18 protein-coding genes and 1 tRNA gene are annotated in these 20,824 nt (G+C 64.8%); 13 read left to right on the forward strand and 6 right to left on the reverse strand.

Annotation, left to right across the window (positions count from 1 at the left end; genetic code table 11):
* The first annotated feature begins 73 nt into the window (after positions 1-73).
* The 4 genes from pip to CFE42_RS08385 all read left to right on the forward strand — a co-directional run bounded on the left by pip (position 74) and on the right by CFE42_RS08385 (position 3,867).
* Positions 74-1,027: a prolyl aminopeptidase gene (pip, locus tag CFE42_RS08370; RefSeq protein ID WP_004632365.1), complete on the forward strand. Its 954-nt coding sequence runs from the start codon at positions 74-76 to the stop codon at positions 1,025-1,027.
* Between the two features lie 3 nt (positions 1,028-1,030).
* Complete coding sequence (locus CFE42_RS08375) at positions 1,031-1,936, forward strand: LysR family transcriptional regulator (protein WP_004632363.1); 906 nt, start codon at positions 1,031-1,033, stop codon at positions 1,934-1,936.
* Between the two features lie 103 nt (positions 1,937-2,039).
* Positions 2,040-2,708, forward strand: a complete 669-nt coding sequence (locus tag CFE42_RS08380; RefSeq protein WP_004632361.1) for an HAD-IA family hydrolase — start codon at positions 2,040-2,042, stop codon at positions 2,706-2,708.
* A 10-nt stretch (positions 2,709-2,718) separates the two neighbouring features.
* Positions 2,719-3,867 carry a DSD1 family PLP-dependent enzyme gene (locus CFE42_RS08385; RefSeq protein ID WP_004632360.1) on the forward strand — a complete coding sequence of 383 codons (1,149 nt, stop codon included), beginning with the start codon at positions 2,719-2,721 and terminating at the stop codon, positions 3,865-3,867.
* 358 nt (positions 3,868-4,225) lie between these two features.
* Here the strand turns inward: CFE42_RS08385 and CFE42_RS08390 are convergent.
* Positions 4,226-4,310 (reverse strand) — tRNA-Leu (locus CFE42_RS08390).
* 173 nt (positions 4,311-4,483) lie between these two features.
* On the opposite strand from CFE42_RS08390, the gene blaOXA reads away from it, so the two are divergent.
* Complete coding sequence (blaOXA, locus tag CFE42_RS08395) at positions 4,484-5,308, forward strand: OXA-22 family class D beta-lactamase (RefSeq protein WP_004632358.1); 825 nt, start codon at positions 4,484-4,486, stop codon at positions 5,306-5,308.
* A 75-nt stretch (positions 5,309-5,383) separates the two neighbouring features.
* Here the strand turns inward: blaOXA and CFE42_RS08400 are convergent, their stop codons facing one another.
* Positions 5,384-5,761 carry a hypothetical protein gene (locus tag CFE42_RS08400; RefSeq protein ID WP_296157230.1) on the reverse strand — a complete coding sequence of 126 codons (378 nt, stop codon included), beginning with the start codon at positions 5,759-5,761 and terminating at the stop codon, positions 5,384-5,386.
* A 999-nt stretch (positions 5,762-6,760) separates the two neighbouring features.
* Here CFE42_RS08400 and CFE42_RS08405 point away from each other — a divergent pair.
* Positions 6,761-6,940 (forward strand): DUF3311 domain-containing protein, encoded by a 180-nt coding sequence (locus CFE42_RS08405; RefSeq protein WP_004632354.1) that lies wholly within the window; start codon positions 6,761-6,763, stop codon positions 6,938-6,940.
* Positions 6,940-8,448 carry a monocarboxylate uptake permease MctP gene (gene mctP, locus CFE42_RS08410; protein WP_004632352.1) on the forward strand — a complete coding sequence of 503 codons (1,509 nt, stop codon included), beginning with the start codon at positions 6,940-6,942 and terminating at the stop codon, positions 8,446-8,448. The genes CFE42_RS08405 and mctP overlap by 1 nt, the downstream gene beginning before the upstream one ends.
* A gap of 80 nt (positions 8,449-8,528) precedes the next feature.
* On the opposite strand, the gene CFE42_RS08415 is transcribed toward mctP, so the two are convergent.
* Positions 8,529-9,650 carry a sensor histidine kinase gene (locus tag CFE42_RS08415; protein WP_004632350.1) on the reverse strand — a complete coding sequence of 374 codons (1,122 nt, stop codon included), beginning with the start codon at positions 9,648-9,650 and terminating at the stop codon, positions 8,529-8,531.
* 265 nt (positions 9,651-9,915) lie between these two features.
* Here CFE42_RS08415 and CFE42_RS08420 point away from each other — a divergent pair, with 265 nt between their 5' ends.
* Positions 9,916-12,303 (forward strand): PAS domain S-box protein, encoded by a 2,388-nt coding sequence (locus CFE42_RS08420; RefSeq protein WP_004632348.1) that lies wholly within the window; start codon positions 9,916-9,918, stop codon positions 12,301-12,303.
* A 256-nt stretch (positions 12,304-12,559) separates the two neighbouring features.
* On the opposite strand, the gene CFE42_RS08425 is transcribed toward CFE42_RS08420, so the two are convergent.
* The gene (locus tag CFE42_RS08425) at positions 12,560-13,150 is read right to left on the reverse strand and encodes a flavodoxin family protein (protein WP_004632346.1); all 591 of its coding nucleotides are present in this window, start codon (positions 13,148-13,150) and stop codon (positions 12,560-12,562) included.
* A gap of 118 nt (positions 13,151-13,268) precedes the next feature.
* Here CFE42_RS08425 and CFE42_RS08430 point away from each other — a divergent pair, with 118 nt between their 5' ends.
* Entirely contained in the window at positions 13,269-14,174 is a 906-nt protein-coding gene (locus tag CFE42_RS08430) for a LysR family transcriptional regulator (RefSeq protein ID WP_004632344.1), read from the forward strand.
* A gap of 102 nt (positions 14,175-14,276) precedes the next feature.
* On the opposite strand, the gene CFE42_RS08435 is transcribed toward CFE42_RS08430, so the two are convergent.
* Together CFE42_RS08435 and CFE42_RS08440 are read right to left on the reverse strand one after the other, a co-directional pair.
* Positions 14,277-14,963 (reverse strand): DUF2076 domain-containing protein, encoded by a 687-nt coding sequence (locus tag CFE42_RS08435; RefSeq protein WP_004632342.1) that lies wholly within the window; start codon positions 14,961-14,963, stop codon positions 14,277-14,279.
* 39 nt (positions 14,964-15,002) lie between these two features.
* Positions 15,003-16,037, reverse strand: a complete 1,035-nt coding sequence (locus CFE42_RS08440; protein WP_004632340.1) for a helix-turn-helix domain-containing protein — start codon at positions 16,035-16,037, stop codon at positions 15,003-15,005.
* A 97-nt stretch (positions 16,038-16,134) separates the two neighbouring features.
* Here CFE42_RS08440 and CFE42_RS08445 point away from each other — a divergent pair, with 97 nt between their 5' ends.
* The 4 genes from CFE42_RS08445 to CFE42_RS08460 all read left to right on the forward strand — a co-directional run bounded on the left by CFE42_RS08445 (position 16,135) and on the right by CFE42_RS08460 (position 20,812).
* Positions 16,135-16,947 carry a dienelactone hydrolase family protein gene (locus CFE42_RS08445; protein ID WP_004632339.1) on the forward strand — a complete coding sequence of 271 codons (813 nt, stop codon included), beginning with the start codon at positions 16,135-16,137 and terminating at the stop codon, positions 16,945-16,947.
* A gap of 136 nt (positions 16,948-17,083) precedes the next feature.
* The gene (locus CFE42_RS08450) at positions 17,084-19,447 is read left to right on the forward strand and encodes a bifunctional salicylyl-CoA 5-hydroxylase/oxidoreductase (RefSeq protein WP_004632338.1); all 2,364 of its coding nucleotides are present in this window, start codon (positions 17,084-17,086) and stop codon (positions 19,445-19,447) included.
* Position 19,448: 1 nt separating this feature from the next.
* The gene (locus CFE42_RS08455) at positions 19,449-20,231 is read left to right on the forward strand and encodes an SDR family NAD(P)-dependent oxidoreductase (RefSeq protein WP_004632337.1); all 783 of its coding nucleotides are present in this window, start codon (positions 19,449-19,451) and stop codon (positions 20,229-20,231) included.
* Entirely contained in the window at positions 20,228-20,812 is a 585-nt protein-coding gene (locus CFE42_RS08460; protein ID WP_004632335.1) for a MarR family transcriptional regulator, read from the forward strand. The genes CFE42_RS08455 and CFE42_RS08460 overlap by 4 nt, the downstream gene beginning before the upstream one ends.
* Positions 20,813-20,824 lie beyond the last annotated feature (12 nt).

The following is a 20,824-nucleotide window of genomic DNA, read 5'->3' on the forward strand; positions in this document are numbered from 1 at the left end:
AAAAATATGTGCAAGCGGGAACCCGTCTGTAGAATCAGCCCATTCCCACGGCAACCTCTCGACAGGACCGACCATGTCTGCACTGCGCACGCTGTATCCGCCCATCGAACCGTATGAAACCGGCATGCTCGACGTGGGCGATGGCCACACGATCTACTACGAGCGCGTCGGCACGCCCGGTGCCAAGCCGGCGGTGTTCCTGCACGGCGGGCCGGGTGGCGGTGTTTCGGCAGATCACCGCCGCGTGTTCGATCCGGCACGCTACGACGCCATGCTGTTCGACCAGCGCGGCTGCGGGCGGTCAACGCCGCACGCGGGCCTGGAGGCGAACACCACTTGGCACCTTGTGGCCGATATCGAACGACTGCGCGCCATCGCCGGTGCGGACCGTTGGCTTGTCTTCGGCGGCTCGTGGGGCTCGACGTTGGCGCTCGCTTACGCGCAGAAGTATCCGCAGCATGTGAGCGAACTCGTGCTGCGGGGCATCTACACCGTCACGCATGCCGAGCTGCGCTGGTACTACCAGTACGGCGTGTCGGAGATGTTCCCCGAGAAATGGGCACGCTTTCAGGCGCCGATTCCCGAGGCCGAGCGCGGCGACATGATTGCGGCCTATCGCAAAGTGCTGACCGGCAACGACACCGCCAAGCAGATCGAAGCTGCCCGCGCGTGGAGTGTGTGGGAAGGCGAGACCATCACGCTGTTGCCCGACCCCGCCAACAGCGCCAAGCACGCCGACGACCATTTCGCGCTGGCCTTCGCGCGGCTGGAGAACCACTACTTCACGCATCAGTGCTGGCTGGAAGAGGGCCAGTTGCTGCGCGAGGCGCACAGGCTGGCGGGTATTCCCGGCGTGATCGTACATGGACGCTACGACATGCCGTGCCCTGCGCGCTATGCGTATGCGCTGCATCAGGCGTGGCCGGATTCGGACTTCCACCTGATCGAAGGTGCCGGTCATGCATGGTCCGAACCGGGCATCCTCGATCAGCTGCTGGCCGCAACGGACCGCTTTGCCGGCAAGTAACCCATGACGGATTCCGCCGACCTGCGCTTCCTGCTCGCCATCCAGGACAACGGCAGCCTGGTGGCGACGGCGCGGGCGCTGGACCTGACGCCATCGGCCGTGTCGCAGCGCCTGCAGCAACTGGAGAAGAAGCTTGGCACACGGCTGGTCGATCGCACCGCGCGCAGCCTGCGCTTTACGCAAGAGGGCGCGCTGCTGTGCGAGCGTGGAGCAGAGCTGATCCGCCAGCTCGATGCACTGTCGGAGGATTTGCACACGCGCCGGGGCGGCCTCGTGGGCACGCTCAAGGTGAATGCGCCGCTGGGGTTTGGGCGGCGCCACGTGGCGCCCATCATTGCGGATTTCCAGCAGCAGCATCCTGATGTCGACATCGAACTGGCGCTGTCCGATGCACCCCTTGTCGAGGCGGCGGACCGCTTTGATGTGGTGGTGCATATCGGCGCATTGCAGGTGTCGAATCTGGTCGGCCATGCGATTGCGCCGAACGCACGCTTTGTCTGCGCGTCGCCCGCGTTTGTGAAGCGCTTCGGCCTGCCGGAAACGCCCGATGACCTTGCCGCGCTGCCTTGCATCGTGCTGCGCGAGAACAAGGAAGATGTGTCGCTCTGGCACTTCAGCAAGGGCCGCACGAGCCGCAGCGTGCGCGTGCCGAGACGGCTCATCTGCAACGACGGCGATGTCATTCGCCACTGGGCATGCGAAGGGCGCGGCGTGATCCTGCGCTCGGAATGGGATGTCGCCGACGACCTGCGCGCGGGCCGGCTGGTACGCCTGCTGCCCGGCTGGAAGGCGCCGGACGCCAACGTGATCGCGCTCACGCACAACCGCGCGGGGTTGCCGCAACGCACGCGTCACTTCATGCAGGCGCTGCAAGGCCGTTTCAAGCCGCAGCCGCCGTGGCGCGCCTGATGTAGTGATACTGAATCTTAGATTCAAGCCAGCTTCACCGAAAGCCGGTGCGGGGTACCTACAATCGGCTGCATCGATCCCTACCGATTTGCAGGTGACCAGCGTGAACGTTTCCACCGCCTCCACCGTTTCTCCCGACAACGGCTATCCCAAGGCCATCCTGTTCGATCTGCTGACCGCGTTGCTCGATTCGTGGTCGCTCTGGAACCGCGCTGCCGGCTCCGAACAGGCAGGCCGCACGTGGCGCGCCGAGTATCTGCGGCTCACGTACGGCTGTGGCACGTACGTTCCTTATGAAGCGATGGTGCGGCAGGCCGCGCAGAACGTCGGCTTGCCGGCTTCCGCACCCGAAGCGCTGGAAGCGAACTGGTTGCAGCTCGCACCGTGGAGTGGCGCTGCGCAAGCGCTGGCCCAGCTCCAGCCGCGCTGCAAGCTGGCCGTGGTCACCAACTGCTCGGAACGGCTGGGCCGGCAAGCCGCCGCGCTGTTGCCGATCACGTGGGATGTCGTCATCACGGCCGAGCAGGCGGGCGTGTACAAGCCCGACCCGAAGCCGTATCGCATGGCCCTCGAGCAACTTGGCGTAGACGCGGCCGACGCGGCATTTGTGGCGGGCTCCAGCTACGACATGTTCGGCACGGCGACCGTCGGCCTGCGCACGTATTGGCACAACCGGATCGGCCTGACGCCTGTGGAGGGCGCCCAGTTGCCGGAGATCACCTCGCCCACACTGGTCGACCTGCTGCCTTGGGCCCGCCGTTTTGCCGCATGAGGATGCAGCCATGACCACCGACACACACGTGATTGACACCATCGACACGCCCGCAGCGTTGATCGACCTGCCGCGCATGCAGCACAACATCGCCCGCATGCAGCACCGCATGAACGCGCTGGGCGTGAAATTCCGCCCGCATGTGAAGACCACCAAGTGCCTCGACGTCGTGCGCGCACAGGTGGCGGCGGGCGCGCAGGGCATCACCGTATCGACGTTGAAGGAGGCCGAGGCCTTCTTTGCCGCCGGTATCAAGGACATCCTGTACGCCGTGGGCATTGTCGCCACCAAGCTGCCGCGTGCGATGGCGCTGCGCAAGCGTGGCTGCGATCTCAAGCTCGTGGTTGACAACGCCGAGGCCGCCCATGCGGTCGTCGACTACGCCCGCACACACGGCGAGCGCTGCGAAGTGTGGATCGAAGTCGATACCGATGGGCACCGCTCCGGCATCACGCCCGAGCAGGACGCGCTGCTGGAAGTCGGCCGCATCCTGAAAGACGGCGGCATCGACGTGGGCGGCGTGATGACGCACGCCGGGTCCAGCTACGATCTGAACGACCGCGCCGCGCTGGCCGCATTGGCCGAGCAGGAGCGCGCCGGTTGCGTGCGCGCAGCGCAGCGCCTGCGCGATGCCGACGTGCCGTGTGCGGCGGTGAGCGTGGGCTCGACGCCCACCGCGTTGGCCACCGAGCACCTCGAAGGCGTGACGGAGGTGCGCGCCGGCGTCTATGTGTTCTTCGATCTGGTCATGCACAACGTTGGGGTGTGCGCGATGGACGAGATCGCACTGAGCGTGCTGACCACCGTGATCGGCCATCAGCCCGACAAAGGCTGGGTGATTGTCGACGCCGGATGGATGGCGATGAGCCGAGACCGCGGCACCGCTAAGCAGTCTCATGACTTTGGCTACGGGCAGCCGTGCACGCTCGACGGTACGCCGCTCGAAGGGCTCACGCTGATCGGCGCGAACCAGGAGCACGGCATTCTGGCGGCCAGCGATGGCTCGGCGCGTGAAGACCTCTTGGCACGCTTTCCTGTCGGCGCGAAGTTGCGTGTGCTGCCGAACCATGCGTGCGCCACGGGGGCGCAGTTCCCGGAGTACCAGGCGGTGTCGTCGCGGGGTGTGGTGCAGACGTGGGCGCGGTTCCACGGCTGGTGACCCGTCCGCACGGTGTGTCAATAACGCAAGCAGCGCCCATTACGGCGTCAGGTTGGCACGGCCAGGAAGGCTTGATGTATTCGGCGTTTGGTGACGACACCCCACGCAATCGTCGCTGCCGGGGGTGTTGTCGCGCTGTCGATGGCGGCGTTCTGAGCGGCGCTGCCGAATCGGAGCGGGGGCTGATCGCGCAAACCTGTCGATACATTGGCGGGAGCGGTGCCGTGGCTTTGCTGGCGATTCGCTGGTGCGGGGCGCAACCGCTTCGTCGCGCTGCATCCATCCGGACAACAAAAAACCCGCGAGGCTCATCGCCACGCGGGTTTTTTGTCGCCCCTGAACTGCTTGGGACTGTGTCTGGTGCCCAGGAGAGGACTCGAACCTCCACGGAGTTACCCGCTAGTACCTGAAACTAGTGCGTCTACCAATTCCGCCACCTGGGCTAGGTGAGCGGCGCATTTTACCGACCGCCGAAAAATTTGCAAGCCCCTCTTTTCTGGTTGGCAGTTGCGCCCGCGTTACAGCCGTTACGCGTGTGGCGGTCTGCAGGACGGCAACCTCGCTGCTACGCTGCCGCGCAGTTCTCTGCATTCCCCCAACATGAGGTTGATCGATAATGAAACGCTGCCACGCCGCCATCGGCGCCCTGCTTGCCGCGCTTGCAACCTTTGCCCGCGCCGAGCACCCGATCTGCACGATCGTGGCCGATGCCGCCACGGGCAAGGCCGTCTTGCACGAAGGCAAGTGCGACGAGCGCGTGACGCCCGCTTCCACGTTCAAGCTCGCGCTGGCCGTCATGGGCTTCGACCACGGCTTCCTCAAAGACGAGCACACCCCGGTTGAGCACTTCAAGCGCGGAGACCCCGACTGGGGCGGCGACGCCTGGCACCAGCCCATCGACCCGGCGCTGTGGCTCAAGTATTCGGTGGTCTGGTATTCGCAGCGCATTACGCATGCGATGGGCGCGCAGACCTTCCAGGCGTACGTGCGCAAGCTCGGCTACGGCAACATGGATGTGAGCGGCGATCCAGGCAAGAACAACGGTATGGACCGCTCGTGGATCACCTCGTCACTGAAGATTTCGCCGGAGGAGCAGGTCGGCTTTATGCGCAGGATCGTCAACCGGCAGTTGTCGGTGTCTGCGCGCACCTACGAGATGGTCGACCGTACCGTGCAGACCTGGCAGGTGCCAGGCGGCTGGGCGGTGCAGGGTAAGACGGGCACTGCCGGCCCTGCGCCGGGCAACACGTCGCCCGATGGCACGTGGGACCAGGCGCACGCTTACGGCTGGTTTGTCGGCTGGGCCAGGAAGGGCGACAAGACGTACGTGTTTGCCAACCTGATCCAGGACGATAAGGTTGAGCCGACGTCGGGCGGCATCCGCTCGCGCGATGCGCTGCTTGCCCGCCTGCCGGAAGTGCTGGCCTTTGCCGGGCACTGATCGACGGCGTCATGCGTGACGGTGTTCGGCCTCGCTGCGCACCGTCGCCTCATCCACGCCCAGGCGCTGATGCAACTACTGCCAGCCCTTGGGCGTGACCAGCACCGCGCGTGAATCGCGTGCGCGCAGCATCCAGCCGACATCGCACAGCCGACGCAGGAACTGCACGCCGAGCGGTCCCGCCACGTGATGCGTGCGCTCGATCCAGTCCAGGCATTGCCGCGCCAGCCCCCGCCGTGTCGGGCGAATGGCGCGCACGTCGAGCCCCACATCGCCAAACCACGTGACGCCGGCGGGCGTGATCTCGTAGTGCTTGTCGGGCATCGACAGCAGATGGCCGCGTGATTGCAGCGCCTGCGTGACGGCCACGCCCACTTGCCCCGCAAGGTGGTCGTAGCAGCAGCGGCAGAAGCCGAGTTCGCGCGCCTTTGGGCTGGGTGTGGCGCGCCGCACGGCTGCTGCGGGGGGGGGTGGCCGCGAGGTGTTCCAGCGCCCCTGAGCGCTTTGCAATGTCCCCAGCGTTCACGATGGATTGCCGCAGACGAGGCCATCGGATGCACCGCCCAAAAAAAACCCGGCGAGGGGATTGCCGGGCTAAGTGGGATGTGAATGCGCACGATGGAACTACCTTACAAGTATTTTTTCAATCAGATTGAAAAAAAATTCAAAACACCACACTTTTTTGAGTGTTTGCTCTAAAGAAACGGGTGCTTGAATAGCAATCCGTGTCCGGGTTTTTCCTGATGATCACGCCATTTGCGGGTTGCGGGCAAACGATTTCCGTTAGATGGAATACATACAAAAATCGCGGCCTAGAGACTAAAGAAAGGCGGAAAAATGCGAATAAAAAATCTTTGATTGGTTTAATTCAATTTTGATAATTTAATCAAATCAATTCTGTCTTTAATTATTGATTCGATCGGATCGGTTGGCGTGAGGAGTCCCTCGGCACGCAGACCTTTGCACGAGCAGGCAATTGCATTTGCCGAATTTCGGGGCGCGTTTGGCCCCCCCGGAATTCGCAACGCGGCAGCGCTGCACCCGGCAGAAACCCTGGGCACGGCAGGGCTTATGCTGCGTCACAACAGTCAACGGGGAGCCACTGCGGCTCCCCGTTGTGCTTGGTGCCATGCGGCACCGTGGTGGCCAGCGAGTTTTGCTCACGCATTCGGCGGCTGTCTGTCATGACAGGAATTCGTGAAAACCCTAGGAAACCCGCGCCCACCTTAGCGATTGGTTATTTCACGCGAAAAGTCTACGCTTACTACGTAGTACTACGTGTGGCTGCTGCGTACAGGTGCGGATGGTCTTCCAGAAGGCGCGCGATCACAGTGCGCCGGATAACAACAAAGGCGGAAAGCAATCCGTCAGACATCCGTCTGGTCACGCATCGGGCGTGGCACCTCACCTGTTCAAAACAACATCCGAAGTCCCCGAACCAGGAGACAACCCATGAAGTTCTTGCTCGCACTGCCTTTCATCGGCCTGCTGTGGGTGCCGTTCTACAACCAGGAAACGCCCGCGCTCTTCGGCTTTCCGTTCTTCTACTGGTACCAGTTCCTCTGGGTGCCGATCACCTCGCTGCTGATCTGGATCGTCTTCAAGAACGGCCAGAGCAAAGGAGAAGAATGATGGACGGACATATTAACTGGACTGCGCTGGCGGTCTTCATCTTTTTCTTCGCGCTGGTCACGGTGCTGGGTTTCATCGCCTCGCGCTGGCAGCGCGGCAACTCCGACAAGGGCGCCCACATTGAAGAGTGGGGCCTGGGCGGCCGCAACTTCGGCACCTGGATCACGTGGTTCCTGGTGGGCGGCGATTTCTATACCGCCTACACCGTCATCGCCGTGCCGGCACTCGTGTATGCCGTGGGCGCGTACGGTTTCTTCGCGCTGCCGTACACGATCCTGGTGTACCCGATCGTCTTCCTGATCATGCCCAAGCTGTGGAAGGTGGCGCATGCCAACGGCCACGTCACGGCGGCCGATGCCGTGTACGGCCGCTACGGCTCGCGCTCGCTGGAGTTTGCGGTGGCGCTCACGGGCGTGGTGGCGACGATGCCCTACATCGCCCTGCAGCTCATCGGCATGGAAGTCGTGATCAAGGCGCTGGGCTTGACGGGCGAGCTGCCGCTGGCGGCTGCCTTCGTCATCCTGGCGCTGTACACGTACTCCGCTGGCCTGCGGGCGCCTGCGCTCATCGCCTTCGTCAAAGACATCATGATCTACATCGTGGTGCTGGTGGCGGTGGTGCTGGTGCCGGCCAAGCTCGGTGGCTACGGTGCGGTGTTTGCGAGCGCGCACGATGCGTTTGCCATCAAGGGCGGTGCTACGGGTCTGACGCTCAAGCCTGCGCAGTTCCTGCCGTTCGCCACGCTGGCGATTGGCTCGGCGCTGGCGGCGTTCATGTATCCGCATACGCTCACGGGCATCTTTGCCGCGCGCAGTGCAGACACGATCCGCAAGAACGCCGTCTTCCTGCCGGCCTACACGGTGCTGCTGGGCCTGATTGCGCTGCTGGGCTTCATGGCCTACGCCGCGGGCATCAAGGTCACCAACAACAACGACGTGGTGCCCGCGCTGTTCAACGCGCTGTTCCCGAGCTGGTTCACGGGCTTTGCGTTCTCGGCCATCGCCATTGGTGCGCTGGTGCCGGCGGCGGTCATGTCGATTGGTGCGGCCAACTTGTTCACCCGCAACTTCTGGAAGCCCTACGTGGCGCCGGACCTCTCGCACGCCGGTGAGGAAAAGGTTGCCAAGGTGATCTCGCTCATCGTCAAGGCGGGCGCGCTGGTGTTCATTCTGTTCCTGCCGACCAAGTTCGCGCTGGACCTGCAACTGCTGGGCGGCGTGTGGATCGTGCAGACGTTCCCGTCGGTGGTGTTCGGTCTGTTCAACATCTCGAACCGCTTCCGCGCACCGGCGCTGCTGGCCGGCTGGGCGGCGGGCATGATCGGCGGCAGCTGGCTGGCCTTCTCCGACGGCATCAAGCCCGTGCACACCTTTGTGATTGGCGGCGACAAGTACACCATCTACACCGGCTTGGCAGCACTGGCCTTCAACATCATCGTGGCGGTGGTGGTGCAGTTGCTGATGGGCAAGCGTGGGGAGGAAGCCGCTGCGCTGCGTCAGGCGGGCTGATCGACGCTGCGATTCGCCCAAGGAAGAGAAAGGGCCGGTACCTCAGGGTGCCGGCTTTTTTTGCACGGCGACCGACAAGGTCAAGCAGCCACCGAAAAGGGAATCCGCACAGTGAAGGTCGTGCCGTGTTCCGACGATTGCACATCGATCGTCCCGCGATGCGCCTGCACAATGCAGCGGCAGATATACAGGCCAAGCCCGATGCCGGCGGCGCTCCTGCTGTGGTCCGGCCGTGTTGCGCGGGTCAGCGGATCGAACAGGGTGGGAAAAGCGGAGGGCGGTATGGGGTTGCCCTCGTTCGAAACGGCAATCGTCATCTGCCCGTCGCGCCCGGCGGCTTCGATGGCGACCCGCCCCGACCCGTAGCGCACCGCGTTGGCCAATAGATTGACCAGCAACTGGCCGATCTGGCTGCCGTCCCACTTGCCACGCAGTTCGCCCGCCAGGCGCAGGTCGATCTTCGCGTCGGGGTACGACGCGCACACTTCGTCGATGGCGTCGCTGCACAGTCGCCCCATATCCTGCGTGCTGAAACTCGTGGGCAGGAAATCGCCCAGGCGTGTGCGTGTGAAAACAAGAAGGTCGTCGATCATCTGCTGCACGCGCATCGCACCGCGCTGGATGAATGCGATCGCCCGAACGCTGCGCGAAGACAGGCCATCGTCGTGCAGCAGCGTTTCTGCGGACGCCAGGATCGCGCCGAGCGGCGAACGCAGGTCATGGGCAAGCACGCCGGCAAACAGGTCGCGCATGCGTTCGGTTTGCTGGGCATGCTGGCGCACCGATTCTGCAAGCATCTGGTCGATGGCCTCGTTGAACCGGATCATCTCCTGCAACGCCAGGGCGTGAGCCTGCGGATCTTGCTGCCACCGGCGCAGCACGCTGGCGCGCAACGCGCGGTATTCCGCCACCAGATCGTTGATGTCGAACCCGTGCGAGAGGCGGTCGTCGGCGTGCTCGTGGGCGGCTTCATTGAAGCCCGATTCCGAAGGTGCGCGGTCGCCCCACGATTTGGCGTGCTGTTGTGCAGACGTCTGCCCCTCGCGCATATCGGCAGCAATTCGCCGGAGAAGGTCGCGCGCCGAGTTGCGCAGCTGTTGATCGGAGAGACGGGAGCGGCTGCCATCGAGCTTGCGCGCGTATTCCGTCCAGTCGTCGATGAGGCCCGGGAGGTTTGCCTCGATGAAGTCGGATAGGTTCATGGGTTTCCTTGATGGTGGCGAAAGCCATGGTCGGGAAGCCGTCTCGTGCGCCGCGCCGCTGTCATCCCGATTGTTGCGGGAACGGCCAATGCTGCGCTTGTGGCTACAAGGTATGCAAACTGCGTTCCTCTGGCCAGACAGACCGGTTCGATGGAGTGGCGTTTCAGTCGCCCATCGCGCCGGTTTCGGTAAAGATGCGGGCGCGGTCCACTCATTGCTATGCGCTCCCGACACGCCTGCGGTTGCGCGCTGATCTGCCAATTCAATGAATCACGATCTCTTGTCTTCTGAGTCCGGTTTTGCGTGGCTGCGGTTGTGGGCCGAATCCACCTCGGATTTCTCCATCTTCGCGCTATCGCGCCCCGGCGTTGTCGCCACGTGGAACCCTGGCGGCGAACGGATGCAGGGCTATCGGCCGGACGAGATTATTGGTCAGCCACTCGCCCTTTTGTATCCGCCGGAGAGCCGGGCCTTGGGTGCGCCCGAAGCCGCGCTGCATGCTGCCGCCCAGACAGGGCGGCACGTCGAGGAGGGATGGCGCACCCGCAAGGACGGCACGCCCTTTTGGGCGAACGTCGCCATGACGGCGCTGCGCGACGGCAACAACGCGTTGATCGGGTTCGGTACCGTGATCAGCGACATGAGCGACAAGAAGGCCGCTCACGACGCTGTGCTCAAAAGCGAGCGGAATTTTCGGCTGCTGGTTCAGGGCGTGACGGACTACGCCATCTTCATGCTGTCGACCGACGGGCACATCACGAGCTGGAATGCCGGGGCACGGCGCATCAAGGGCTATACCGAGGCCGAGATTATCGGTTCGCATTTTTCGCGTTTCTATACGCCCGAGGATGTTGCGGCCGGCGTGCCGTTCCGGGGCCTGGAGACGGCCCGGCGCGACGGGCGATTCGAAGCCGAAGGCTGGCGCGTACGGTGCGACGGAAGCCGCTTCTTCGCGCACGTCATCATCGATGCCATCTACGAAGACGGCGAACTGGTCGGCTTTGCAAAGGTCACGCGCGACATCACGGAACGACGACGCGCAGGCGAGCAGCTTGAGCAGACGCAAAGAGCGCTGTTCCAGGCTCAGAAGATGGAAGCACTGGGCAAGCTCACGGGCGGCGTTGCGCATGATTTCAACAACGTGTTGCAGGTGCTGCGGGGCAACCTCGAACTGCTCGAAAGCCGGCATGGGCGCGATGCCTGGAGCGCCGAGCGGCTGAATAACGCCATCGATGCCGTCGACCGGGGTGCAAAGCTTGCCGCCCAGTTGCTGGCCTTCGGTCGCCAGCAGCCGCTTGCACCCGTTGTGATCAACCCTGCACGTCAACTGCGCGCCATGGATGATCTGCTGCGGCGCGCGCTGGGCGAGGCGATCGAGATCGAATCGGTGGTCGCGGGCGGACTGTGGAATACCGCGGTCGATCCGCATCAGCTGGAAAACGTCATCCTGAATCTGGCGATCAACGCGCGGGATGCGATGCCGGAAGGCGGCAAGCTCACGCTCGAACTCTCCAACGCCACGCTCGACGACGGCTATGTATCAGCGCTGCCCGATGTGCCGGCCGGGCAGTACGTCATGCTGGCCGTGACGGACACGGGCACGGGCATGAGCCCGGAAGTCATGGAGCGCGCCTTCGATCCGTTCTTCAGCACCAAGCGCGAAGGCGAGGGCACGGGCCTGGGGCTCAGCATGGCCTACGGTTTCGTCAAACAGAGCGGCGGCCATATTCGCCTCTACAGCGAGGTCGGAGAGGGCACGACGGTGCGCGTCTATCTGCCCCGCTCCACCGGTACGGCGGTCGAGCCCGCACGCGTCAAGGCTGGAGCGCTCAAGCACGGCAACGAGACGATCCTCGTTGTGGAAGACGACGCAAAGGTTCGCGAGACCGTCGTCGATCTGCTGAGCGGCCTCGGCTATGCCGTGCTCAAGGCCAACAATGCAGAGCAGGCGCTGGCCGTGGTCGAGAGCGGTGTGCATATCGACCTGCTCTTCACCGACGTGGTCATGCCGGGTGCCCTGCGCAGTACGGAGATGGTGCAGAGAGCAGTTCAGACACTGCCCGCGCTGAAGGTGCTTTACACCTCCGGCTACACGCAGAACGCCATCGTGCACGGTGGGCGGCTCGATCCGGGCGTCGAGCTGCTGAGCAAGCCGTACAGCCGCCAGCAGCTCGCCTTCAAGATTCGCCAGGTGCTCGGAAGCGACGCGGTGCAAGCGAGCGGACCCGAGGAAGGCGACACGCCGCCCGATCTCGACACGGGCGCGGTGTGGGAGCCGGCGCGCTTGCGCATCCTCGTGGTGGAGGACGACGCTTCATTGCGTGGCGCGGTGTGCGAGCTGTTGATGCTGATCGGGATCACGCCCCAGCAGGCGGCCAGCGGCGCGCAGGCGCTCGAAGCCCTGCAGGCGGAGGCGTTCGACGTTCTGTTTACGGACCTGATCATGCCGGACATGTCGGGGATTGAACTCGCGCAGCACGCGTTTGCGCTGCATCCGGAACTGCGGGTCGTCTTTGCCTCCGGCAACCCCATTCCCAACCACGATCGCTTTGCGTTCAGGTGGACGGCGCTTCGCAAGCCTTACACGCTCGATCAGTTGCAGCACGCCCTGCAATCGATGATGGCGCGACAGCGGGCGGCCACCGACACCTAGCCGGGCGTGGAGGTTTGAAGGCGGCATTCGGGCCTCAAGGGCCCGTGTTCCGCTGTGGGAGGCTCACGCACGGCACCCAAACTGTGCAATGCCGCTGTCTTCGCTCGAAAATCTCGACCTCCGAGAGTCGTGCGCCAGGGTCAGACTGCCGAGCGCGAGCCTCCAACCGTGGCGATCGACTGACTGAGGCTGGAGTGAGGCTCTCCGAGGTCGAAAATTTGAAGCTCGAAGTGGCGGCAGGTCCGCTTCGATCATTTCAACGTGCCTGAACCCGCCCCGCGCGAAGCTGCGCTGCAACCTTCGCCACACGTGCGCCATAGCAGCGTGCGGTTTCCAAGTCTCCTGGCGACATTTCTTCCGGCGACGCATCGGCGGGCGTTTGCGCCATCGGCGCGATGTACGATCCCATGCGGTTCAGGTCGTCGCGCTTGGAGGCCTTTACGTTCGCAGGCTTGATATCCATGCTGACCCAGATGCCGCCGTGCTGCCCCGTGAGCAGAACGAAGTATTCGAGCGTGTTGAGCTTGTCGCCATTGATGCTGGCGCTGTTGGTAAAGCCGCCGAAGACCTTGTTCTGCCACGCGCCTTCAAACCAGGGCTTTGACGATGCGTCTGCAAATTTCTTGAATTGCCAGCTGGGTCCGCCCATGTAGGTGGGCGAGCCGAACAGGATGGCGTCGGCTCGGGCAAGCGTGGCCCAGGCGTCTTCGGCGATATTGCCCTCGGCGTCGATGGCGACGAGGTCCGCGCCTGCGCCTTCGGCAACAGCGCTTGCCATGCTGGCGGTGTGCCCGTAGCCGGAGTGATAGACGACGGCCGTTTTTGCTTGGGTGGTGATTTCAGTCATGGTGGCTTCCTGTCGTGAACGTGGTCCGCTGTGGACGACATGGGAGGCCACTTTAGCGAGCAGCGACGGCGTGATAAATGACGCCAATTTGAACGTTCTGTTCTTCCCCGGGTGAACAATGCAAAACCTCGACGCGCTGTTGATCTTTGCCCGTGTGGCCGAAATGACGAGCTTTACGCGCGCGGCGGAAAGCCTCGGCATCCAGAAGGGACGCGTCTCAACGGTGATCCGCACGCTCGAACGGGATGTGGGTGTTGCGCTCCTGCATCGGACCACGCGCAGTGTGCAGCTGACTGAAGACGGCCGCGAATTCTATGCGCGCGCCCGCGACCTGCTGGCCGAAGCGCAGGAATTGCAATCGATGTTCCTGGCGAACGGCGGGCCGTTACGCGGCCGGCTGCGCGTCGATCTGCCGACCGAGTTGGCGCGCAGTGTCGTGGTTCCAGCGTTGCCGCAGCTGATGGCGGCGCACCCGGAGCTGCAACTGGAGCTTTCCAGCACGGACCGGCGCGTCGATCTCGTCCAGGAAGGCTTCGACTGCGTGATCCGGTTCGGGCCGATCACCGATGAAACCATGATTGCGCGGCCGCTCGGCAAGCTGCGCATGACCAATGCGGCAAGCCCCGCGTATCTGGCACGGTATGGCGTCCCGCATACGCTCCAAGACTTGCTCAGCCAGGGGCATCAGATGGTGCATTACACGCTCACGCTTGGCGCCAGGCACGCGGGGTGGCAATACCCCGATGGCGATGGTTATGCGTGGCTTCCGTTGCCCGCCGCCATGCAGGTCAACAGCGTGCAGACGTATCACGCCGCCGGGCTCGCGGGCATTGGGTTGATCCAGGCGGGATACACCGCGCTCGCGCCACATATCGAGAGCGGTGCTCTGGTGGAAGTGCTGCCCGATCTGCGCCCTGAGCCGCTGCCTGCGTCGTTTGTCGTGGCCCATCGGCGCAACCTGTCGCCGCGCGTCCGGGTCTTCATGGCCTGGATCGAAGGGCTGTTGAAGCCCTATCTTGACTGAGCGCCGCTGGGGCGGCGCCATCATCCTTCTCTTGCGCAACATCAAGGGCGGGCCGGGCGGGGAGACCTTCCGGTCTGCCGATGCGCGGCGCGCCTTGCGCGACTAGCTCAACATCGAATCGTCATCCGAATAGTCACTACCGCCGAGGTCGCTGTCGTCGATCAGCCCGAGGCTGTCATCGCGCGACGCCGTGTTGGTCGTGCCGCTGTTGCTGTCGCTGTCGTAGTAGTTGTTGATGACCGTTTCCGTGGTGCCGCCCATCACCGGCTGCTGGCCGAAGAAGCCGCCACCGCCGCTGTTGTGGTGGAACATGTTCTCGATGCCCTGGAACAGCAGCGCGCCGCCGGCCACGCCGGCTGCGGTGGTGGCGACGCTGCCGAGCGTGCTGCCCAGGCCGCCGCTAAAGAAGCCCGAGCGCGCGGGTTGCGCAGGGGCCGGCTGGGGCTGTGGCGGCATCTGTACTGGGGCGGCTTGCTGCGGGGCGTAGGCGGGGTTGGGCGCCGGGCTGCTGGCGTGGCTGCCCCAGTTGTTGGCCGAGTCCATGAACGACGTGCTGCGGCCGGCTTGCGCGGTCTGCAACTGACTCTGCAGCGTGGCGATCTGCGCTTGCGCCGATGCCAGCGCCTGGTCGAGCAGCATGGCCCGTTGCACGAGCAGATAGGCCGCGTCCGGCTGGCGGGCCACGGCGTCGAGGATGCGGGCTTCGGCCTGCGGGTCCTTGGCCCCAACGCGGGCTTGCGTCAGTTGGGCCAGGAAGTTTTCCAGCGCTTGCTGTTCTTGCGGGGACATGGTGTGTAGTCCTGTCTGGGTGGATGCGACGTGACCAAGTTAGGGGCCAAGTCTTAAACCAACATTAAGGCCCGGCAGCTTCTTGTGTAACCGCCTGTAACCATAGGCTGCCGGGCGGTATTGGCTGGGGTTGGTGCCCGACACTTTGCGCATCAGGCGCCGCAGCGCGGTGGCGTCTTCGTAGCCTACGGCTTCGGCCACGCTGTCGATGGTCATGCGGCTCGATTCGATCAGCATGCGGGCGCGGTTCAGGCGCACGCTCTGCACCAGGGCGAGCGTGCTTCTGCCGGTCGCTTCCCGCACGTGCCGAGACAGCGTGCGTTGCGACATGGCCAGCTCGTCGGCCAGCGCCTGAACGCTGGGCGGGTTGGGCAGGGCGGCTTCAATGCGTGCCACCAGCCGGGCAATCAGCGCGTTGCCGTTGGCCAGCATGGCGGGCACCACAAACGGCGCTTGCGCGTGGCGGCCGTCGATCAGCAGCACACGCCCCACGGCGTCGGCCAGCGCCACGCCAAAGCGTGTGCGCAGCAGATGCAGCATCAGGTCGGTTTGCGCAAAGGCGGCGCCGGCAGTGGCGATCGGGCCGTCGGCGCACACCATGCGGTCTGCGTCGACCGTGCATGCGGGTTCCCACTGCTGCAGCGTCGGGGCCAGCCACCAAGACGTGGTGACGCAACGCCCGTGCAGCAAGCCGCCCGCCTGCAACAGAAACACCGCCGAGCACGATGCGGCCACCTGCCCGCCCGCTGCGACCTGCGCGGCCAGGGCGCGCGCTGCTCGCTGGGCATCATCCTGCGCCAGGCGCGTGGCAATCACGCCCGCATGATCCAGGCCCAGGCCCGGCACGATCCAGGTGCCCCCATCGGGGCGGGGGCGCTTTGGCAGGGCGGTGGCCTCCACTTGCATACCGTTGCTCAGTTGCGCGCTGGGCGCGTCGGCTGAGAGTACGCGCCAGGTTGGACGCGGGGCCTTCACACGCGGGGCGAGTGTCGACGCGGCCTGCAGGATGTCCAGTGTTGCCGCCACGCTGGTGGCGTAAGCGCCGGAGAGTACGAGGAGGGTGAAATCCGCCATGACCAAAGTTGCCCGAAAGATGTCGAAATCGACACTGCCAGTCTAGCGGCCCGAGGCGTTCAATGGGGGCATCTCCATTCCGCGCAAGGCCGACCGCATGACGCCCCCCATCCCGCAAGACGACCGCCTGGAAGACTTCACGCGCCGCCAGATCACCCTGGATGGCATCACCAAGACCGTGTATGTGACCGGCACCGGGCCGGGCGTGATCGTCATGGCCGAAATGCCGGGCATCAGCCCGCACGTGGCGCGGTTTGCACGCTGGGTGCGCGATGCGGGGTTGACGGTCTACATGCCGTCGTTGTTCGGGCGGGATGGCGCGGTGCCCGAGGCGGAGGCGGGTGCCGCGGTGTTCCGCCATGCGTGCGTGAGTGCGGAGTTCCGTGCCTTTGCGGCCAACCAGTCGAGCCCGGTCACGCAGTGGCTGCGCAGCTTGGCGCGGCTGGCCCATGCGGAGTGCGGTGGCCCCGGGGTGGGTGCCATCGGCATGTGTTTCACCGGCAATTTCGCGCTGACGATGATGCTGGAGCCGGCCATGCTGGCGCCCGTGCTGTGCCAGCCGTCCTTGCCATTGAACGCGCGGGGCGGGATCGAGATCGCGCCAGAGGAAGCGGCCGCCGTACGCCAGCGGCTGGAGCAGGAAGACCTGACCGTGCTGGCCTATCGGTTTGAGGGCGACCGCTTCTGCCGCGCCGAGCGCTTCGCTGCATATGCACAGGCGCTGGGCCCTCGCTTTGTGCCGCGCGTGCTGCCCGACAGCGCTGCGCACCCGAACCCGCCCTCGTTCTTTGCCCGGCATGTGCCTTGTCCGCACAGCGTGGTGACGGCCCACCTGATCGACGCGGCTGGCGAGCCAACGTTGGGGGCCCGCGACGAGATCCTGGCGTTCTTCCGGCAGCGCCTGTGCTGAGTGGGGACTCACATGCGGGTGTGAGCCTGGCGCCGCCCGCTTCGGTGTAAACCCCGGGGCGCCGGTTCAGCAAATTACTTTACAACTAAACTATTCATGACTAAGGTAATACCGCATCAAACGCGGAGCCGTTGTCATGAAGATTGTCTGTATTGGTGGTGGGCCGGCCGGCCTGTACTTTGCCCTGCTGATGAAGCTGCAGGACCTGTCGCACGACATCACCGTGGTGGAGCGCAACCGCCCGTATGACACGTTCGGCTGGGGCGTGGTGTTCTCCGACCAGACGCTGGGCAACCTGCAGCGCGCCGACGCCAAGAGCGCCGCGCAGATCCTCGACGCCTTCAACCACTGGGACGACATTGAAGTCCACATCCGAGGGCAGGTCGTGCGCTCGGGCGGCCACGGCTTCTGCGGCATCGGGCGCAAGCGCCTGCTGAACATCCTGCAGGCGCGCTGTGAGGAAGAGGGCGTCAAACTCGTCTTTGAAACCGACGTGCAGGATGACACGGCTTACGCCGATGCCGACCTCATCATCGCCAGCGACGGCCTGAACAGCCGCATCCGCACCAAGTACGCCGCCACGTATCAACCGGATATCGACACGCGCCGCTGCCGCTTTGTCTGGCTGGGCACGCACAAGCTGTTCGAGGCGTTCACGTTTGCGTTTGAAGAGACCGAGCACGGCTGGTTCCAGGCGCATGCGTACCGCTTTGACGACGAGACCTCCACCTTCATCGTCGAGGCACCTGAAGAGGTATGGCGCGCCGCCGGGTTGGAAACCATGGAGAAGGAAGATGCCATCGCATACTGCGAGCGGCTCTTCGCCAAGTATCTCGACGGCAACAAGCTGATTTCCAACGCCACGCACCTGCGCGGTTCGGCGCAGTGGATTCGCTTCCCGCGCGTGGTGTGCCGGCACTGGGTCCACACCAACGAGAACAACACGCCCGTGGTGCTGATGGGCGATGCGGCGCACACGGCGCACTTCTCGATCGGCTCAGGCACCAAGCTGGCGCTGGAAGATTCGATTGAACTCGCGCGCAGCATCGGCCAGTACCCCGGCGATTTGCGTGCCGCGCTTGAACACTACGAGGCGGTGCGCAGCGTGGAAGTGCTGCGCATTCAGAACGCGGCGCGCAATTCGACCGAGTGGTTTGAAAACGTGGCCCGCTACGCCAGCCTGCCGACCGAGCAGTTTGCCTATTCGCTGCTCACGCGCAGCCAGCGCATCAGCCACGAAAACCTGCGCCAGCGCGACAAGCGCTATCTCGAATCGTTTGAGGACTGGATTGCCGAGCAGGCTGGAGCCCAGCGCGGCCCGCAACACGGCCCGGTGCCACCGATGTTCACGCCGTTCACGGTGCGTGGCGTCACGCTCAAGAACCGTGTGGTGGTGTCACCCATGGCGCAGTACTCGTGCGAAGACGGCCAACCGGCGGACTACCACCTCGTGCACCTGGGCGCGCGCGCCATGGGCGGTGCCGGCCTGGTGATGGCCGAGATGACGTGCGTATCGCCCGATGCCCGCATCACCCCCGGCTGCCCGGGTTTGTGGAACACCGACCAGCGCGACGGCTGGGCGCGCATCGTGCAGTTCGTGCATGCCAACAGCGATGCAAAGCTCGGGATCCAGCTCGGCCATGCCGGTGCCAAGGGCTCGACGCGCGTGGCGTGGGAGGGCATCGATCTGCCGCTGGAAGACGGGCAGAACTGGCCGCTGATCTCCGCATCGCCCCAGCAGTATTTGGATGGCGTAAGCCAGTGGTCGCACGCCATGACGCGCGACGACATGGACCGCGTGCGTGACGACTTCGTCCATTCGGCGCGGCTGGCGGCCGAAGCCGGCTTCGACTGGCTGGAGCTGCACTGCGCGCACGGCTATCTGCTGTCGTCGTTCATCTCGCCGCTGACGAACCAGCGCAACGACGAATACGGCGGATCGCTGGAAAACCGGCTGCGTTTTCCGCTCGAAGTCTTCCACGCGGTGCGTGAGGTGTGGCCGAGCAACAAGCCGATGTCGGTGCGCATTTCCGCGCACGACTGGGTGGAGGGTGGTATCACGCCGGACGATGCGGTCGAGATCGCGCGCATCTTCAAGGCCGCAGGCGCCGACATGATCGATTGCTCGTCGGGCCAGGTCAGCAAGAAGGAGCAGCCCGTGTACGGCCGCATGTTCCAGACGCCGTTTGCCGACCGCGTTCGCAACGAGGCCGGCATCGCCACCATCGCTGTGGGCGCCATCTCCGAGGCCGACCACGTCAACAGCATCATTGCCGCCGGCCGTGCTGACCTGTGCGCCGTGGCGCGTCCGCACCTGGCCAATCCGGCCTGGACGCTGAACGAAGCCGCCCGCATCGGTTATCTCGACATGCCTTGGCCCAAGCAGTACCGCGCGGGCAAGCTGCAACTGGAGCGCAACCTGGAGCGCGAGCGCGCGATGGCGGCGCAGGCGGCGGGGCTGTCACCGCTGGAGCAGGCCAACCGCATGCAGGGGGTTTGAGATGGCGACCTCTGCAATGCTCGCCGGGCACCACGCCGTTGTTACCGGTGCAGGGCGCGGGATTGGCGCTGCGATTGCCGCGCAACTCGCGGCGCATGGCGCCACGCTCACGCTGATGGGCCGTAACGCCAACGTGCTGGAAGCCACCGCCAAGACGTTGCCCGATAGCGCACGCGCGCAGGTCGTGACGTGTGACGTGACCGACGAGGCGAGTGTGTCGGCGGCGTTCGAATCCGCGCGCGCGGGGCTCGGCCCTATCTCCATCCTCGTCAACAACGCCGGGCAGGCGGAGAGCGCTTCGTTTGCCAAGACAACGCTCGATCAATGGCAGCGCATGCTGGCCGTCAACCTGACGGGCACGTTCCTGTGCACGCAGGCGGCGTTGGCCGATGTGCAGGCGTCGGGCCGCGGCCGCATCGTCAACATCGCCAGCACGGCCGGGCAGCGCGGTTATGCGTATGTGTCGGCGTATGTGGCGGCCAAGCATGGCGTGATCGGGCTCACGCGCTCGCTGGCGCTCGAACTGGCCGCGCGCGGCGTCACCGTCAACGCGGTGTGCCCGGGCTACACGGAAACGGACATCGTGCGCGAGAGCATCGACCGCATCGTCGCCCGCACCGGCCGCAGCGCAGAAGAAGCGTGGGCCGAGCTGGTGAAGGGCAACCCGCAAGGCCGGCTCATCACGCCCGACGAAGTGGCGAACGCGGTCGTGTGGCTGTGCTCCGATGGCGCGTCGTCGGTCACGGGTCAGGCCATCTCGGTATCCGGCGGGGAGGTGATGTGAGCACCGAACGCACCCGGCGCAAAACCGCACTCGCCACGCGTGCCTCCGGCCATCACGCCGTCGTGCAGGCGCTGGGCGACGAACATATCGGGCTGGAAGCGCGCGCGCATGTGGACGACCACATGGACGTCAAGATCTGGCTGCGCCTGCTGGCCTGCAGCACGCAGATCGAGCAGCAGATCCGCCAGCGCCTGCGCACGCGCTTCAACACCACGCTGCCGCGCTTCGACTATCTGGCACAACTCGATCGCCATCCGGACGGGCTGCGCATGAACGTGCTGTCGCGCTACCTGATGGTGACAGGCGGCAACGTCACCGGCCTGACTGACCAGTTGGAGAAGGAAGGGCTTGTCAGACGCGAGGCGGATCCGGACGATCGCCGGTCCTTTCGCGTGCTGCTGACCGACGCCGGCCGCCGCCACTTTGCCGAGATGGCCGCCGAGCACGAACGCTGGCTGATCGAGATGTTCGACGGCCTTGGCGTCGCCAACAAAGACGCGCTGTATGCGCAGCTTGGCCACCTGCGCGTCCACCTCGCGCAGCGTGAGCAAGAGCTGGACGCCCGCGAAGATCAACCCTGAACGAACCCGACC

The sequence above is a fragment of the Ralstonia sp. PBBBR1 genome (assembly GCF_002256165.1).
Classification (GTDB): domain Bacteria; phylum Pseudomonadota; class Gammaproteobacteria; order Burkholderiales; family Burkholderiaceae; genus Ralstonia; species Ralstonia thomasii.